Source organism: Clostridium sp. AWRP, from assembly GCF_004006395.2.
Classification (GTDB): domain Bacteria; phylum Bacillota; class Clostridia; order Clostridiales; family Clostridiaceae; genus Clostridium_B.
In genome coordinates this window covers 4,153,559-4,171,328 of record NZ_CP029758.2, presented here as the reverse complement: position 1 = coordinate 4,171,328, position 17,770 = coordinate 4,153,559, and the positions used below count along the sequence as shown (strand labels likewise).

The 17,770-nt window shown below is 31.2% G+C and carries 17 protein-coding genes; 4 read left to right on the top strand and 13 right to left on the bottom strand.

Annotated elements, in window-relative coordinates:
• The 4 genes from DMR38_RS19445 to DMR38_RS19430 are packed head-to-tail and all read right to left on the bottom strand — an operon-like array spanning position 1 to position 4,142.
• A complete protein-coding gene (locus DMR38_RS19445) occupies positions 1–1,110 on the bottom strand; it encodes an endospore germination permease (protein WP_127723133.1) in 1,110 nt (369 codons plus the stop codon).
• Positions 1,111–1,123: 13 nt separating this feature from the next.
• Positions 1,124–1,363, bottom strand: coding sequence for a hypothetical protein (locus DMR38_RS19440; protein ID WP_127723131.1), 240 nt, complete (start codon positions 1,361–1,363; stop codon positions 1,124–1,126).
• Positions 1,364–1,368: 5 nt separating this feature from the next.
• A complete protein-coding gene (locus DMR38_RS19435) occupies positions 1,369–2,568 on the bottom strand; it encodes a Ger(x)C family spore germination protein (RefSeq protein WP_127723129.1) in 1,200 nt (399 codons plus the stop codon).
• Complete coding sequence (locus DMR38_RS19430) at positions 2,568–4,142, bottom strand: spore germination protein (protein ID WP_127723127.1); 1,575 nt, start codon at positions 4,140–4,142, stop codon at positions 2,568–2,570. The genes DMR38_RS19435 and DMR38_RS19430 overlap by 1 nt, the downstream gene beginning before the upstream one ends.
• A gap of 246 nt (positions 4,143–4,388) precedes the next feature.
• Between DMR38_RS19430 and DMR38_RS22605 the strand changes: the two genes are divergently transcribed.
• Together DMR38_RS22605 and DMR38_RS19425 are read left to right on the top strand one after the other, a co-directional pair.
• Positions 4,389–4,514 carry a hypothetical protein gene (locus tag DMR38_RS22605; RefSeq protein WP_279230794.1) on the top strand — a complete coding sequence of 42 codons (126 nt, stop codon included), beginning with the start codon at positions 4,389–4,391 and terminating at the stop codon, positions 4,512–4,514.
• Between the two features lie 21 nt (positions 4,515–4,535).
• Positions 4,536–4,808 (top strand): hypothetical protein, encoded by a 273-nt coding sequence (locus DMR38_RS19425; RefSeq protein ID WP_127723125.1) that lies wholly within the window; start codon positions 4,536–4,538, stop codon positions 4,806–4,808.
• A 178-nt stretch (positions 4,809–4,986) separates the two neighbouring features.
• Here the strand turns inward: DMR38_RS19425 and DMR38_RS19420 are convergent, their stop codons facing one another.
• The 6 genes from DMR38_RS19420 to DMR38_RS19395 form a co-directional block, all read right to left on the bottom strand.
• Positions 4,987–5,889 carry a 3'-5' exoribonuclease YhaM family protein gene (locus DMR38_RS19420; RefSeq protein ID WP_127723123.1) on the bottom strand — a complete coding sequence of 301 codons (903 nt, stop codon included), beginning with the start codon at positions 5,887–5,889 and terminating at the stop codon, positions 4,987–4,989.
• Positions 5,890–5,978: 89 nt separating this feature from the next.
• Entirely contained in the window at positions 5,979–6,479 is a 501-nt protein-coding gene (locus DMR38_RS19415; protein ID WP_127723121.1) for a GNAT family N-acetyltransferase, read from the bottom strand.
• A gap of 12 nt (positions 6,480–6,491) precedes the next feature.
• Positions 6,492–6,941 carry a MarR family transcriptional regulator gene (locus DMR38_RS19410; RefSeq protein WP_127723119.1) on the bottom strand — a complete coding sequence of 150 codons (450 nt, stop codon included), beginning with the start codon at positions 6,939–6,941 and terminating at the stop codon, positions 6,492–6,494.
• An 85-nt stretch (positions 6,942–7,026) separates the two neighbouring features.
• Positions 7,027–8,139, bottom strand: a complete 1,113-nt coding sequence (locus tag DMR38_RS19405) for an endospore germination permease (RefSeq protein WP_127723117.1) — start codon at positions 8,137–8,139, stop codon at positions 7,027–7,029.
• A 28-nt stretch (positions 8,140–8,167) separates the two neighbouring features.
• Positions 8,168–9,328 (bottom strand): Ger(x)C family spore germination protein, encoded by a 1,161-nt coding sequence (locus tag DMR38_RS19400; RefSeq protein WP_127723115.1) that lies wholly within the window; start codon positions 9,326–9,328, stop codon positions 8,168–8,170.
• 28 nt (positions 9,329–9,356) lie between these two features.
• Entirely contained in the window at positions 9,357–11,033 is a 1,677-nt protein-coding gene (locus DMR38_RS19395) for a spore germination protein (protein WP_243124371.1), read from the bottom strand.
• Between the two features lie 237 nt (positions 11,034–11,270).
• On the opposite strand from DMR38_RS19395, the gene DMR38_RS19390 reads away from it, so the two are divergent.
• Entirely contained in the window at positions 11,271–12,605 is a 1,335-nt protein-coding gene (locus DMR38_RS19390) for an APC family permease (protein ID WP_127723113.1), read from the top strand.
• Between the two features lie 48 nt (positions 12,606–12,653).
• Positions 12,654–13,418: a glucose 1-dehydrogenase gene (locus DMR38_RS19385; protein WP_127723111.1), complete on the top strand. Its 765-nt coding sequence runs from the start codon at positions 12,654–12,656 to the stop codon at positions 13,416–13,418.
• Between the two features lie 138 nt (positions 13,419–13,556).
• On the opposite strand, the gene DMR38_RS19380 is transcribed toward DMR38_RS19385, so the two are convergent.
• The 3 genes from DMR38_RS19380 to DMR38_RS19370 are packed head-to-tail and all read right to left on the bottom strand — an operon-like array spanning position 13,557 to position 17,327.
• Positions 13,557–14,507, bottom strand: coding sequence for a LysR family transcriptional regulator (locus DMR38_RS19380; protein WP_127723109.1), 951 nt, complete (start codon positions 14,505–14,507; stop codon positions 13,557–13,559).
• 19 nt (positions 14,508–14,526) lie between these two features.
• Complete coding sequence (locus DMR38_RS19375; RefSeq protein WP_127723107.1) at positions 14,527–15,642, bottom strand: 4-hydroxybutyrate dehydrogenase; 1,116 nt, start codon at positions 15,640–15,642, stop codon at positions 14,527–14,529.
• Positions 15,643–15,656: 14 nt separating this feature from the next.
• Positions 15,657–17,327 (bottom strand): acetolactate synthase large subunit, encoded by a 1,671-nt coding sequence (locus DMR38_RS19370; RefSeq protein WP_127723105.1) that lies wholly within the window; start codon positions 17,325–17,327, stop codon positions 15,657–15,659.
• Between the last annotated feature and the right edge of the window lie 443 nt (positions 17,328–17,770).

Sequence of the window (17,770 nt, the reverse complement as noted above, 5' to 3'; positions counted from 1 at the left end):
TTATGTTTTACCTCCTGTTCTATGCAATAATTTTTTTATCCAAAATACAACAAGTAATAACATGGGCAAAATCAATCCAAATGAAATAATGTATAGTGGCCAGACTTCCGTATCCCAGTTCATTTCATATATAACATCGTTATATATAATACCTGAAAATACAATCATAATTAACCCAAGAGGTAAAATTATTTTTTTATGATTTTTTAACTTTAATAGTTGTGCTAATCCTAAAGTTTCTGCATAAAAGTAAAACACTGTATTGTTAAAAATAGTAATTAGCCAAACAATTATTATGAAAGCCTCCAATCTTGTAATTATTATACCTATATTGATTTCTTTTGATAGTAAAAAAACTGGAAATCGTGAATTTGCAGTAATTGTATTTCCAAGAACTAAATTACACATTAAAATTGAAGTAATTATAATAGCCATTCCTATCAAATATCCGTTTAATATTGACTTTTTTCCATCCTTTATATCTTTTATATTCACAGGATATACCATATTTAAAATAATTGTGGGAAAGGTTGTAAATGCAAGAAGTGGAAAAGAAGCATTTAAAACTGGTACAATTCCATTTTCCAGTACTGGTAATATGTTAGTGATATCTATATTAGGAGTAAGTAAAAGCATGGATAATATAAACATGACAACTATCAAATAAAGAAATATCTCAAATGTACGGGCTATTACTTCTATTCCATAAAGCAATGCAACAATAACTACAATTGAAAATATTATATTTATAACATATGAAGGTGTATTTGGCATATATTCCATTGTGAAAAAATCACCAACATACCATATAAACTGTGGTGCACCAATAAAACACATTAAAATAAAATTTGATGCAACAAATCCACCAAACCATTTACCAAGTAACAACTGAATAACTTGAACATATGTCTTATTAGGATATAATCCACCTAAATAGGTATTAATCCAAATTACAATCAGCCCGAATAGCATTGCTACTATTGCAGAAATCCAGGCATCCCGCTTAGCTAGTGACGCAGCATTAGCAGAAATAATAATAGCTGATGCTCCACATACATATACTGCAGTTATAGCCAGTAACTGATGATTTGTAATTTTTATTTTATTCATAATGTTAAGTACCTCATTCTAATAAACTTTTAATAATATTTGTAAGGGGTGAATACACCCACGCTATAAAGTCTGAAGGGTTGGGTATCTTCACATTAAGGCTTTTAAGTATTGCAAGTACTGTACCAAGAGCAAGTAATATAGAAAATGTCCATAATTCTCTATGGAGATTTTCTTTTAACATTTTTGGTATTTCTACAATACATAATGTGATACTAAAGGATAATACTGCTAATATAGATACTATAAACATATTTACTATTTCTCCTTAATAAAAAATGGTTTTGTGACTTCACCCAATTGATGTGTTTTTACATTCACGGTAATGTTGACAGGAATATGTGTAAATTCAGTATCCCAGTTATTTTTAATTTTTTCCCATAGTTTAGGATGTTCTCTATGTACTACTTCTCCAAAGCCAAAAACATCAGTTTTTAATTGAGTTTGTGATTTATGAATTGACTTCTCACAAATTATTTTAATTGCTTTCTCAGACATTTTATTTACTATATTTTTGTTTTCCTCTTTAGAAACATCAAAATCTCCTCCAACTGCCCCGGTATTTTGGGTTACATTTATCTGAACATCAATAGCAGGTTTACCATTTACTAAAGAAGATGTTACAGTTGATTTAGCATCTGTAACATCACTTGTAATTTTAACGTTATCAGTATAGTATGTGTATCCTACTGTGCGTTTTACATTTCCAGTAATATAATTGTAGCCTTTGCTCTCATCCTCATTTAACCATCCTACAAGTTTATCTTTTTTAAAAGCACCTAAACCACTATATGTTACTTTTCTAATTCCACTACCTTGTTTTAAATCGTTTATAGACTTTGGAGTGACTTTATCACTAGTAAATTTAATTCCTGTAAGTACTGGATTTTTTCCATCTAGAATAATAGAGTTTATAAGTTCTATTATTCTAATGGATTTTGTAGGTGCCCATTCTTTACTAGACATAGTAAGTGATTTATACATATTAAGCCCAGGTAGTGATTCTATAGGCGTTAAAAGACTCAGAACCTCTTTTGCAGTTGTATTTTTAGTTATGGCAAAATAAAAATCAGTACGATATTCAGGAGAACGTGCAAAATAATCAAGTATATCTTTTATACCATCTTTTGCAACATTCTCATTAAATACAACCATTCTTAAGTGTGCATTATATATTTTCCTTGAAGATTTTGTGGTAATACTTCTAATTGCTGCATCTAAATCTCTTCCTTCAGCTGTATATATAACAATTGGGGATTCAGCTGGTGCTTTATTAGAAGCTACTACTTTTGGAGTTATAACTTGTTCTGAAACTAAATATCCATTTTCAGTTTTGTCAATACCAATACATAAAGTAATTGCAAGAGTGTTTATTTCACGGCTGTCCCAGCATCCAGTCAAAAATATGCTTGGCATTATAATAAAAAAAATTAATATTTTTTTAAACTTCGTGTACATTAGCTTAATTCCTGCTTTTCATTTTGGTTTGGATTTACAGGACTCCTCTCATTTACTTTTGCCGCATCAGCACTGCTAATGCCTTTAAGGTTATATTTCATTTTCCATAGAGGAAATCTAAAAAAGGTATCTTTGTTTCCACCCTGTACTTTGGGTGCCACAGGTGTTAAATATGGAACCGTTATGGATTTTATTTTACACAAATGAAGTATCAGTATAATTAATCCCATAAAGACACCATACAAGCCAAGAATTCCTGCTAAAATCATTAATAAGAACCTCAGTGTTCTTATAGCATTTGACATTTCATAATTGGGTATAGCAAAACTCGATATGGCAGTTAGTGCAACAACAACAACTATAGCCGCCGATATAACACCAGCGTTTACTGCTGCCTCTCCAAGTACTAAGGCGCCTACTATAGAAATGGCAGATCCTATAGCTCTAGGCATTCTTATACCAGCTTCTCTTAATATTTCAAATGTTAACTCCATAAACAGTGCTTCTAGCAAAACTGGAAGGGGAACTTCTTCACGTTGTGTTGCTATACTAATAAGCAATGGTGTAGGAAGCATTTCTTGATGAAATGTTGTTAGTGATATATATAGCGCAGGAGTCAAAAGTGTAAGAAAAAGAGCAATAAACCTAAAGAAACGTATCATAGAAGATATAATGTAGTGATGATAATAGTCTTCACTGGATTGAAAAAACTCAACCATAAGAGCAGGTGCTGTTAATACATAAGGTGTACCATCAACTAAAATTGCTACCTTGCCTTCAAGTAAAGCGGCAGCAACAGAGTCAGGTCTTTCAGAATTAAAAAAAGTAGGGAATATGGAATATTTGTCATCTTTAATTAATTCTTCAATGTATCCACCATCTAGTACAGCATTAATTTCTATTTTATTAAGCCGGGATCTTATCTCCTGAACAATCTCATTTTTGGCTATTTTGTTAATGTACACTAAATCTATTGTTGTTTTAGTTATACTGCCTATAGATAGATTTTCCACTCTTAAATCTTTATTTTTAATTATTCTCCTGATAAGTAAGATATTGGAGTCTATTCTTTCAGTAAATCCATCTTTAGGTCCTCTTATTACAGTTTGGGAAGTAGTCTGTTCGATAGACCTACCTTCATTGCTTTTTGTAACTATTGTAAAAAATTTATTGCATCCGTCAATTAGAAATACAGTATTACCCGATAACAAATCATCATAAAGAGTGTCATAATCAAGCCCTTCTTTTGAATCTCTTGTGCCACAAAAATAATTCATTAGCATATCAAAATTTATATCAGTTTCTGTATCATAACATTTGCTTTTTAATTTGGACAATTGCAATGATAAACTATTTATAATGTTTTTATCTACTAAACTTTTAATATATATATTTGCACAAATTAAATCTTTGTTGTTATTAAAATTGAAACAACTAACTTCAATGTCACTACTGTATCCAAAATCATTTTTTAGTTTTGATATATTTTCATTTATATTTTTACTTATATGTATGGCAGGATTAGCTTTATTTATTATGTCGTTTCTTACATTCATTTTTTTTGAAAATTTCATTAAATATGAATTCCCTTCTTCCCATTACTGTTAGAAAATATTCTCTTAAAGTATCTTTACCAATATAAAAAAATATATTCTTAAGTTACCTCAGGAGCAATACAGGATTAGAAAACAATTGCAGTAATATGATATTAGTATTAATTGTATCTATAGGTTATACTATAGATATGGACATAAGTATAAAAAGTTAGATGTTATGGAATGAAAAATAAAGTTTTAGTGCCTAATTGGGAGGTGGTTTGTTTGGGACGTAAAAATGGTGGCAGGGGTAAAAATAAGGATTTAACTGATTTCAGATATTTACTTAATAAAGATGAAGAAAAAATTAGTGATAGTAAAGAAGAGAAAAATAAGGAAAAACAAGATTAATTTAATTCTAGGAGGGATGTTATGAAAAATACTTTAAAAGGAATTGAAGTTCATTGTGATGATTGTGGAAAAATATTTAGAATAGAAAAATTAGAAACAGATTGGGTAAATGATAGTGTTAGAAGGACTTATTTTGAATGTCCACATTGTAAAAAAGAATATACTTCATTTTATGAAGATGCTAAGGTAAGAGAAAATATTAAAGATATACAGAAATTACAGAAGAAGATGAATGGTATTGTTGAACAAAACAAAGAAATAATGGAGAGATTAAAACAAAAATATGAAGCGTAGAAGTATGCCTTTTTATTTTACATATCTGTAGAATAAATATAAATGATGTAATAAAATTAAATCAGAAAATAGCTTTATTTTTAGAAAATATGTTACCCCCTAGATAATATAATTATTTAGAGGGCTTTTAAGTGATCAAAATTGGATGAATATTTTAAATTTATATCGTTTCTTTTATTTATAAGTATAATTTTGTTTGAATTCTTCTATCAAATTCTGACCAATTATCAGGTTCAGTTTCATCCTTTATCTGACAAATTTTATTCATAGTAGCATCTATGGAATCAGCATAGTTAACTATAAATGATTCTTCTGTTTTCATTTCTCTTGGAGAACCAAATTCAAGTTTCCCATGATGCTGAACAATACATCCTTTTATCCTCATTATAAAATCCTCTGAATACAGTGTAGGATTTTCCCTAATAGCTTTATCTAGTAGTTCTACCCCAATAACAATATGACCTTCCATTTCTCCTCTAAGAGTATATTTAAAAGGGCCATCATAATACAATTCATAAACTTTTCCAATGTCGTGGAGTTTTGCTGCTAGCATTGCCATTTCTTTTCTCCGGCATTGATACCTTTCACAAAGCACAGCAGTTAAATACATAACGTTCAAGGTGTGTTCCGCAAGGCCTCCTATATAATTGTGATGCATGGAAACACCACCTATTCCTCTTTTAAATTTATTTAGAAATAGTTCATCTTTAAAGAAATAGTCGCTTAAAGCTCTAGCTTCTTTAGAAATAATATATTTATTTGTATACAGTTCAATTTCCTCCATGATATCTTCGATAGGTCTTTTTACTGTTGGAAGATAATCTGAAACGTTATAATCAGAAATTAATTTATAGTTCTTTATATCTAGAATATTATCTTTAATTCCTTCAGCCTCGAGTACTGTTCCTTGTGTAATATTTTCATTTATATTTGGCATATTAGCTTTTATTTCTCCACTCTTATCGGCTAATATACATACAATCTTAGAAGCATCTTTAAATATTATTTTCATTACCATTAATGATAGTTTTACATTATGTCCATTTTCTATATTACTTAAAAAAAGTTCTTTTTTATTCATATGTTCCTCCAAATCAAATCTATTTTCTAAATGTAGTATATGTAAAAAATTTATTTATATCAAGCAATTTCTGGCTGAAATATGAGATTTTACTTATTTAATTTTTTTCCATAGCAGTAGAATGGTTTTTCTTTTCCGTTAAAGTGAATTTCTCCAACAAAATTATAATTACACTTTTTAAAAAGTGCTCGCATTTTTGCATTTACCGAATAAGTATCTGTTTTTAAATATCTTATATTATTTTTTAGAGCAAGGTCTTCTGCAAATTTCATTAATTCAGTGGCAATCCCGCATCTTCTACAATTAGGATTAACAGACATTCTATGAAGAACCAAAAAATCTTCATTTAATGACCAATTTAATCCCTTATATTCAGCTGGTTCTATTTTATTGATGCACAGGAAACCAACTAATTTTTCATCTTTTTCTACTACAAATAAGTTCTCATTTTCAATATCATCAATAAAATCTTTTTTTTGAGGATAATTTTCATCCCATTGAGTATTGTTGTAAGTATGCATTTCTGTGATAGTTTGTCTTATAATTTCCATAATATCTTTTATATCGTTCATAATTGCTTTTCTTATCATAATTGATCACTCCTAAGAATTTTTTATTTCTTTCCAATGATTTTCAATATTCTCTCTCATTTTTTTAACTAATTTATAGGCAAGTTTTTTTTCTTCCTTACTGAAGTTATGGAAACAAATTTGTATATGTTTGTTTTCTTCCTTAATTATAAATGGATATATATCTAATGCCTTTTCTTTTGGATAAAGTCTCCACATTCTTTTATCAATATCATCCTTTTTTTTATTTATATATCCAGCCTCGATAAGTTTCTGTACAGCTTTTGTTGTTGTAGTTTTGTCTACTTTTAAGAGAGTTGATAAATCAACTTGATTAATTCCAGCATTTTCACATATTCTTGTTAAGAATGTAAATTGACCTTTTTGTAGATTTATTTCTTTAAATTTAAAGTCACTTATAGACTGGATACAGCGAGATAGACCTCCTATTTCCCTCAGTATCTGACTATGTAAGATTTCCATAACCTTTCACCTCCTTAAACAATAGTTGAAAGTTCAACTATATTATATTAATAGTAACATATTAAGGTTGAACTTTCAACTTTATTTATTTGCTTTTTATCATATGTAATCTTTTTTTTATGCTTAGGACAAAGAAAAGTAATAAAGGTATTACGAAGTCAATTGGAAGGGAAAAATATTGCCATATATGTTCCCTTAAATTTAAAAATAACACTCTGTCATGCCCTAGGTAAAAGGTAACAATTATCATTATTAAGGCGAAAACAATAATAATGAATGGATTTTTCTTTTTTATTCCAGTAGTTTGCATAAAGGCGGTTAAAGAACAGCTTGCTAGAATTCCTGCCTGAGTCATTATACTCCAATACCACAGGGCAACCATAAAGGATTCAAAACGATGGAGATATTGGGTTATTTGTATGGACCTTACAAAATCCATACTGGCAATACGCATTAAGGCTACTACATGAGGGCCCATAATCATTAATTCTACAATAAAATAGAAGACAAAGTAAGAACCTCCAATGAGGATACCAGAAGCCGCTGAGCCAAAAGCTTTTTTTTGATCATAGACCATGGGAAGAATCATAGCTATGAGTATTTGGGATATGCCTATAAATGTATTAGTTTTTAAAGTGGATTTAAATACATTTTTGACTCCTGAATCAAAAAAAGGTGCAATTCTATTAATATCTATTTCACCTAGAGAAGCCATGAAAACAAGAAAATAAAAAATTATTGATGCGCCGAAAGCAATAACAGCTGTTCTTCCAATGACTTCAGAACCTTTCCATACTAAATAGAATATTACCAAAACATGCATTGTAGTTAGTACTAAAAAAGGTGTTCGCGGCAGTAGGAAATCAGTAAGATGATGGATGTACATTGATATTGAACTGGAAGACATGATAAAAAAGTACAGTGTAAGTATTATCCCTAGAATTTTTCCTAGTACATGACCTAACAAGTCCTGGCCATATTGTACAACTGTCTTGCCAGGAAAACTTTGTCCTATATAAATAATGAGAAGAGAAAAAGGTATTATAGTAAGTATACCTATAATACCACTTATCCACATATCACGGCCTACTTCTCTAGCTAAAATGCCGCTTGCGTAGTTGATTGTTGCAGGCCACATAACGCAAATCAGAATATCTCTAAACTGGTTATTGCTAATGGTTTCCTTTTTTTGCATCATAGTACTTTTTACTCCTTTATCCCATATATTATTTCTGTATTTTTATTGGCTCTAGGGGCTTTGCCAATGATACGTGATGAATAGTTACATTTGCAGTTATATTAACCTTACTATTTTTAAAAAGCTGATCCCATTTTGAAGATATTTGATTCCATTCTTTTCTATGTTGTCTGTGTAGTGTAAAACTTAAATCGGGAAAATCTGTTTGTATATCTTTTGCTGTTAGTATTGTAGATTGAATGTCTTTGCAAATGGATTTCTCCAGTGATTCTTCCAATTTATTTAGTTTCCCAATGTCGTTAAAGTTGGTAAGACATGATTGTTCGGTTATGGTAGCATCTACTTTAAGATTAATTGAAAAATGGGGGACTTCACCATCCAAATAACTTTTGATGGAAGACTTAGATCTTTTAATTTCAAGTGTAATAGGCATACCATCATAGGGGCAATTTACAACCATTATTGATGCATTCATTTTATTTTTTATCCATAAAAGTCCTCTTGTTTGTTTTTCACTAAGTACAGTGGATACTTTATTGTCATCAAAAACGTATGCACCACTTGTTTTTAGAATAGGCTCTGATTTTGATTTGTCAATAATGATCCTTGAGGTTACTGGACCTACATATGGGTCAAGATAATCTTCAATAAAATCCTTTAACATTATGTCATAAGATTTTCCTGTTAAATTTTTATTCCTAATTATTTTTTCCAGGTATACAGCTGGATCTTTCTCCGTTACAGGAACAACATCAAGAACTTTCCCTGCATTTCCCGGGGTAACTGCAACTAGGGTTCTTAAACGAAGTTCGGGATTCCTAGTAAAAAAATCAAATATTTCAAGGGTATTGCTCCGGGCTAGCTGTTCACTTATAACTATTACTTTAATATGAGACCAAAATATACGACGGGAAGATATAGATGCCATATTACGTATTGCCTCAAAAATTGTTTTACCGGTACTTGTGATTATCCAGAAGGGTTTATTCTTTTGGGTAAGTCCAGAACCTGATGGTGTTTTACTATAAGTTCCCGGACTTGCAATTTGTGCCGTTACTTTAAATCCATAATCTGTTTTATCTAAACCAATACTTAATACAAAGGCAAGTTCATCGATTTCCCTGGCATCCCAACAACCGGTTTGTAGAAGTGAAAGTATAAGAATTAATCCCAAAGCTATCTTCCTCATCCGAATCTCTCCTTTTTTGAAAACAGAATTAACTATTATTATCTTTCTCTGTAGAATTTGCTTTTGGTCCTGGTTTCATGTTTGGAGCCTCTCTTACAATACTTTTACGGGCAATATAGCCTGGAAGTCGGTTTATTTTCCACCAGTGTTTTCTAAGTACAGTGTCTTCAGTTATACTTTTGTCTGCTGATGTAAAAGGTTCCATGTAGTTCACACCAAAAGAACTCAGGCTGTTTAAGTGAATAATGATTATATTTAATCCTGCTAGGATACCAGGTAAACCGAGAATAGAAGCTACTATCATTAGGGGAAATCGAAGTAAACGTCCTGAGGATGATGCATCAAAAGCTGGAATGGCAAAGGAACTTATACCTGTTAGGGCTACCACGATTACCATAGCCTGTGAAACAATACCTGCTTGAACTGCAGCCTGCCCTATAACAAGACCGCCAACTATACTTACGGCTTGACCTGCCTGTTTGGGTAAACGGAGGCCTGCCTCCATTAGAATTTCAAAAGTAATTTCCATCATAAAGGCTTCTCCTATGCTTGGAAAAGGTACACCCTCACGGGAAGCTGCAATTGACAAGGCCAGTGTAGTAGGTATCATTTCTTGATGAAAGCTTGTTAAAGCAATGTACAGTGAAGGAAGAAGAACTGAAGTAAAATAAGCAATAATTCGAATGAATCTTGCAAAAGACCCCATAGGAGGACGCTGGTAATAGTCATCTACCGACTGAATAAACTGAACAAAAATTGTAGGGACTATGAGCACATAAGGAGTTGTATCTACAAGAATGGCTACCCTACCTTCTAAAATTGCTGCAGAAATTTTATCAGGCCTTTCACTGTGTCCTATCTGAGGAAACATAGATGAAGGGGTATCTTCTATTAATTCTTCAATATAACCACTTTCAAGTATGCCGTCAATTTCAATTCGTTCCAGTCGTTCTTTAACTTCATTTATTACTCCTTCCCTTGCTATTCCCTTAAGATAGGCTATCAATACTGTTGTTTTAGTTTTTGTACCTATTTTAAATGATTCTATCCTTAAGTCAGAACTTTTGATATGGCGCCTTATTAGAGCACTATTATTTTCAATGTTTTCTGTAAAACAATCTTTTGGCCCTCTTACCGAATTTTCACTTGTTGGTTCAGAAATTGATCTGTCCTTCCAACCTGAGCTTCCTATTATAAGAACTTTGTCTATTTTGTCCAACAAAAGAATTGTATTGCCATCAATCAATTCAGTTACTATGTTGTTAATATCAGATTCTTCATTTACGTAAGTGTTAGGTAAACCATATTCTTTTATCGTTTGAAAAAACTCACTAGTATTTTTGAAACCATTAAACCTTTCATTTAGCATCAATGCTCCAATAACCTGTTCGTTAATGAGTTCTCTTTCAGCCAGGCCCTTAATAAAAATGACCGCTGCTTTTATTTCACAATCTGGAGAAATAGTAAAATTTCTTACTACTATGTCACTGGAAAAACCGAGCATCTTTTGTATTATTTCAATGTTAGCAGCTAAATCTAAAGAAAGTTTTATTTGAGAAGATAATTTTTTTTCAGTTTTTTGATCTTGTTTTTCAATTTTGGATTTCTTAGGATTATGGAAATATTTTAAAATTGACGTAATAAAACCTCCTTTAGAATAATTAAATACAGATTTAGTATGTTTAATATAATTAAAATTATTCATACATGAGATGAAGGTTTTTTAGAAGAGGTTAAAGAAAATATAGATATAGGAATAAAAGGAATTTTCAAAAGTATCTTTTTAGTAATGAACTATATAATTTGTATAATTTGCTAAAGTTATAAAAAAAGTGTGGTATTTATACACAATAAATAAAAAAATACTATCTTTTTTAAACAAACGATATTATAATAGACGTAATACATTTTATTTAACTAAAGATGAATAGGAGGAATTTGTATGCAACAAGAATTAAAAAGAACACTTACGATGAAAAATTTAATTATATTCGGTATGATTACGATGTCACCTCTTGCACCTTTTCAAGTGTTCGGTACAGCTGCTCAAGCAAGTTATGGAATGGTCTCTTTGGTGTATCTAATCGGGGCAGTGCTTATGCTTTTTACTGCGTTGAGTTATGCTCGATTCAGTAAGGAATTCCCATATGCAGGGTCAGTTTACTCATATGTAGGGAAAGGATTTAATCCGCATATTGGATTTATAGCAGGTTGGACTATTTTATCAGATTATATTCTTGCACCTGCTCTTATGTGTTTATTTTCAGGTTTATGGTTAACAGGTATTTTTCCAGGTCTTGATCCAAAAGTTTTAGCTATTATATTCATTATAATAACTGGTCTTATTAACATTCGGGGAGTAGAATTAAACGCTAAAGTAAATACATTTTTATTTATACTACAGATTATAGCACTAATTTTATTTGTAAGCTTTGCTATTAAATTTGTATTTATTGAAGGATTGGGAATAGGAGGATTTTCATTACTTCCAATTTTTCAACCAGAACATGTTAATTTGAAATTTGCTGCAACTGCAACTTCTATGATTCTATTAGGATTTGTTGGATTTGATGGAATAAGTACATTAGCTGAGGAAGTGGAACAGCCTGAAAAGGTAGTTGGAAAAGCAACTGTTTTGGCATTAGTAACAACAGCTTTAATATTCTTAGTTCAAACTTATTTGGCTTGTTTAGCTCACAGTAATTATGCAAATTTAAATCCAGATATGGCAATGTTTGATATTGCAAAGGAAATTGGAGGACAGTATTTTTATGTGGCTATGCTTCTCATAAATGTAGTTGCAGTTGGACTTGCTGTTACCCTTAATATTCAATCAGCAGTAGCCCGTATTCTATTCGCTATGGGTAGAGATAACATTGTTCCTGGCTCTAATATATTGAAGAAAGTTCACCCTAAATATATGACTCCAGCAAATGCAATTATACTATCAATGATTGTATCTACTATTCTTGTTTTAACACTAAAATTAACAACCATTTTAATGTTTGTGAACTTTGGTGCAGTAACAGCATTTATGATTTTAAATCTATCTGTAATTGCATATTTCTTTTTTAAGAAAAAAGAAAGAGGAGGCAAAGGTGTTTTGTTTCATTTGTTGTTTCCATTTATAGGATTTGGCGTTTGTGCATTTGTATGGTCAGGCTTTGATAGAAATACTAAAATTGTAGGTCTTTCTTGGATTTTCATAGGTGTCATTGTTGGGTTTATCAAATCAAAAGGATATAAAAAGGAAGGACCTATAATTGATAATATATAAAAAATGTATGAACCAAAATAAATTACATTGAGTAGGAGGAAAACGAATATGAGATTAAAAAATAAAGTGGCCATTGTGACTGGAAGTGCAAAGGGAATTGGAGAAGCAATTGTTAGAGATTTTGTAAATGAAGGAGCAAGGGTGATTATTTCTGATATTTTAGAAGCTGAAGGACAAGCTCTTGCGGAAGAATTACAAAAGAAAGGCTATTCTGCTTATTTTTTTAAAACAGATGTTTCTTCTGAAAAAAACATACAGGAGCTTGTTAAATTTACTGTTGAAAAGTTTGGAACAATTAACGTCCTATGTAACAATGCAGCTGTTAATATTCCTGGTTCTGTTATTGAGCTAACAGAAAATATTTGGAATAAAACAATGGATGTAAATGTAAAATCTCACTTTTTAGTATCTAAGTATGTTATTCCTGTTATGCAAAAATCAGGAGGAGGTTCAATAGTAAATACTGCATCAGCAAATAGCTTTGTTGCAGAACCAAGGCTTTCTGCTTATGTAGCATCCAAAGGGGCTATTCTAATGTTAACAAGAGCAATGGCACTAGATTTTGCAAAAGATAATATTAGAGTAAATTGTATCTGTCCTGGTTGGGTTGACACAACTTTTAATGATGCTCATGCCGAATTATTTGGAGGCAGAGAAGCTGTATTAAAAGATCTTGCTTCCGTACAACCTATTGGAAGACCTATTGCTCCAATGGAAATTGCTAAAATTGCTACATTTTTAGCTTCAGATGATTCTTCTTGCATGACAGGTTCACCTGTTATTGCAGATGGTGGTATCACAGCAGGAGTTTAATAATATTATCTGAAATCAGACTTTAAAAATAAGAGGATATTATTAAAAAAACTACCGCATACCTGAATTCAGCAGGTGTGCGGTTATTTATTTTATTATTATGGCGTAGGCAAAGATAATGATTAAAATCGACGCCTGTCATTGAATTAAATTTTCGTATTTTTCTCTTGTTAGCTTGATAAACTCCTTTACTGCTTGAGATATATAGCGATTTTTTTGATAGCCGATAGCCAGCGTTCTATGAGTTTTATTATATCTCATATGGTATATGTTAGTACTTGCAAAGGAGTCTTTATCAAATACTAAATTCTTGTTACTCATTAGAGTTTTAGGGTAAAAAGTAATTCCCATCCCTTTTACTGAAAGTGCCAATGCTGTTTCAATACTATCTGTTTCTAAAATAATATTAGGCTTTATCTGTTTTTCACTAAACATTTCGTCTGCAATAAGCCTAACCATATGTCTTGTATTAAACATTAAAAAAGGGCAATCTTTCAATAAAGCTAAATCTACATCCTTTTCAAGTTGTGCTTTAACTTTATCATAGTTGTTAGGAAAATATTTTACTAATATACTATCTGGAACAATCATAAGAACTTCTTCATTACAAAGAGGTATTGTTTCCACATTTTCTACATTGAAAGGTAACATTGCAACTATTAAATCTACATCACCGTTAAGTAATGCAAGGTCTAATTCTTTTGAATTACCTTCGAATAAATGTAGATGAATATTAGGAAATTTTTGGCTGTAGTCAGGCAGTATCTCTGGCAAAAATGATAGTCCTCTTGTAGGGGATATACCAATATATAAGTCACCTCGTTTAAAATCTTTGATATCTGACAGTTCTTTTAGAGATTGTTTTTTTAAGTTCAATATCTTTATAGTGTTTTTTGCCAGACTTTTTCCTTCTGGTGTCAACGTCAAAGGTGAGGTACGATTAAATAATGTCACATTTAAGTCAAGCTCTAACTTTGAAATATGAGAACTTAATGATTGTTGAGAGATAAACAGCCTTTTTGCTGCCTTAGTAAAATTTAATTCTTCTGATGCAACTAAAAAGTATTCTAAATTAAGAAAATTTATCATAATTTAAATCAACTCTACTTTAATATAAATATTTATATATTTCATATACAGTTTGTTCATTTAATTCTGTATAGTTATTTGCCATTAAACGACCTTGTTTAGTCATAACACTTTGTGTAAATTCCTTTAATTCTTCTTCTTTTACCCCGTACTCACGTAATTGTTTTTTAGGAATTAATACGTTTAATAACTCTTCTATTTTAGTGTAAACGACCTTTTCTTTGCAGTTTAAAATGGATGCTAAGAATTTATTTAGTTTTGTAATTTTACCTTGTGGTTTTAAACGATAATAGGTTTTAAATACTCCAATGAACATTTGGTAATTTGCTTCTCCATGAGGAACGTGGTAGTTAGCACCTAAAGGATAACTCATAGCATGTACTGCACCACACCCTGCGTTACCAAATGCAATTCCAGCATAATTGCTTGCAAGTAAAAATTTATCTAGCAAGGAAAATCTAGCGTCTGGGCCATTTTTTGAAATTTCCTGATATCCTTTTAAAATCATTTCCATTGCTTTATAGGAAAACATTTCTGTATAGCTTGTAGCCTTTGTTGAAACACTGGATTCAATGGAATGAATTAAGGCATCAATGGAGCTAGTTGCAAAAAATTTAAAAGGTAAATTTTCTAGAAGCTCTGGGATCATAACAGCAAAATCTGCATATAGTTCATCTATAGCAAGGCCTAATTTTGTATGTCTTGACTTCAATTCAAGAATAGAAATATTAGTTACTTCACTGCCTGTTCCGCAAGTTGTTGGAATTAGGATCAATTCCTTATCTTTTACAAATTCTAATTTGTGATCAAATAAATCAAGTACTGGCGAAACTGTTTTTAATGCAAACAATTTTGAAACGTCAAGGACACTTCCGCCGCCAATAGCAATTACTCTTTTATAAGTAATATCTTTTATATCCTTACAAATTGCTTCTACCATTGCATCACTTGGTTCTCCAGTGCCGTATTTTCTAATAAAGATTACATTGGTATCAAGGTCATATTTAGAAAAATATGAAACATAAGTATGTTCACTTGTAATAACTAAATCTTCTTTTCCTATTTTAAATTTGTCTATAAATTCTTTACATGTATCAAAGGTATAGATTTCTGGTTTAATAGATAATGCCTTCATTTTATTCCTCCACTTTATATATTTTCGTAAACTTCTTTTAAATGCTTTGTAAGCTTTATATTTTCACCATAGTCAACTTGACAATCAATAACTGCAGGTACATTTTGTTTAAAGGCTTCTTCTAAAGTTGGAATTAAATCTTCTGCTTTTTCTACTCGATATCCTTTTGCATACATACTTTCTGCAAGCTTTACAAAATCTGGATTAGTAAAATCTACATAACAGCTTTTACCATAGTGTTCTTCTTGTTTCCACTTTATTAAACCGTAGTTACTATCATTAAATATTAAAACTACAATTGGAGTTTTAATACGTAGGGCTGTTTCTAATTCTTGATTATTCATCATGAAACCGCCATCACCAACAATAGCTAATACTTTTTTATCTGGATTAATTAATTTGGCTGCAATTGCACCTGGAACACCAATACCCATTGTAGCAAAACCGTTTGAAATAATACATGTATTGGGCTCATAGCAGTTATAATGTCTGGCAATCCACATTTTATGGGCACCTACATCTGATATGACAATGTCATGTGGTCCCATGACCTTTCTAACATCATTTAAAATTCTTTGGGGTTTCATTGGAAAAGCATTGTTATTTGCGTAGCTTTCATGTTCAGTTAGCATTTCCGCTTTAATCTCCAAAGCTTTTACTGGTTCATCTTTGCTAGAAGTTCTTCTCAATATATTGTATAGAGCATCTGAAATATCACCAACTACTTCTACTATGGGCTGATAAAGTTTATTGATGTGTGATGGCCTTGCATCGATATGCACAATTCTAATGTCTCCATTTACATTCCATTTGGATGGGGCATATTCTACAATATCATATCCAATTGTAATTACTAAATCAGCCTCTTCAATAATTTTATTTACATAATCTTTTTGTGGAATACCTATTGTCCACATTGAATATTTGTTATCCATTGGAATAATACCTTTTGCCATCATTGTATTAATTACTGGAATTTTCAATTTAGTTGCAAATTCCGTAACAGCTTTTGAAGAATTTCCTCTTATAGCACCGCTTCCAGCTAAGATAATAGGATTTTTTGCTTTGAAGATTTCACTTGCAGCTTCCTCAATTGTTGATAAATCCGCATGTTCCTTTGGTGGAATTTTCTTTTCCAAAGGCTTTTCTAAAGCACCTACGGGCATTTTTGAAATATTTACAGGTAAATCAATGTGGCATGCTCCAGGCTTTTCACTTTCAGCATACTTAAAAACAAGTCTTATAATCTCACTTACAGTATCAGGACGAACGATTTGTTTACTTCTCTTTGTGATTGGTTCGAACATTTTGCAAAGGTCTAAAAATTGGTGTGATGTTATATGCATTCTTTCAGTACCTACTTGACCTGTAATAGCAACAACCGGAGCACCATCACTATCAGCATCTGCTACACCAGTTACTAAGTTAGTGGCACCTGGTCCTAGTGTTGATAGGCAAACGCCTGCTTTTCCTGTTAAACGTCCATAAACATCTGCCATAAATGCAGCACCTTGCTCATGACGGGTTGTGATAAATTCAATAGTTGAATCTGAAATTGCATTCATTATTTCTAGATTTTCTTCACCGGGAATACCAAAAATGTATTTTACTCCTTCGGCTTCTAAGCACTTTACTAGCATTTGAGCTGTATTTAATTGAACTTCTTTTTTTATATCTCTATTCATAAAATTTCCTCTGATCTTTATAGATTTTATCCGATGACTACCTGTTCTAATACTTCCACTTCTCCAAGTGTACGTTGCGAACAGCTACGTCCCTGGATAACGATTTTCCCTAAAGGATAACGTCTTCTAAGTGCTGAAGCACTAAGAATACTGTTAATAAGCATCAGGTGGAGTCAAAACTCCATCTGACGCCAAGAACTCTGTTTATTAAACGAATTAAAATTCATAATTTTAATTAAATAATTTCACATTTGTGATTGTATCAACCATCATACTTCAATTAACAACACTTTTCAAACACTTTTTTCTTATTTTATCACAATAAAATGGTTGTGACTAATCTTTAAAGAAAATTTATTATTTGTAAGCTAGGTTTAATCCCTAAATGTGAAACACCTAATACGTGGAAACCTAGAAGGCAGAGTTATTACTACAAGCATAAA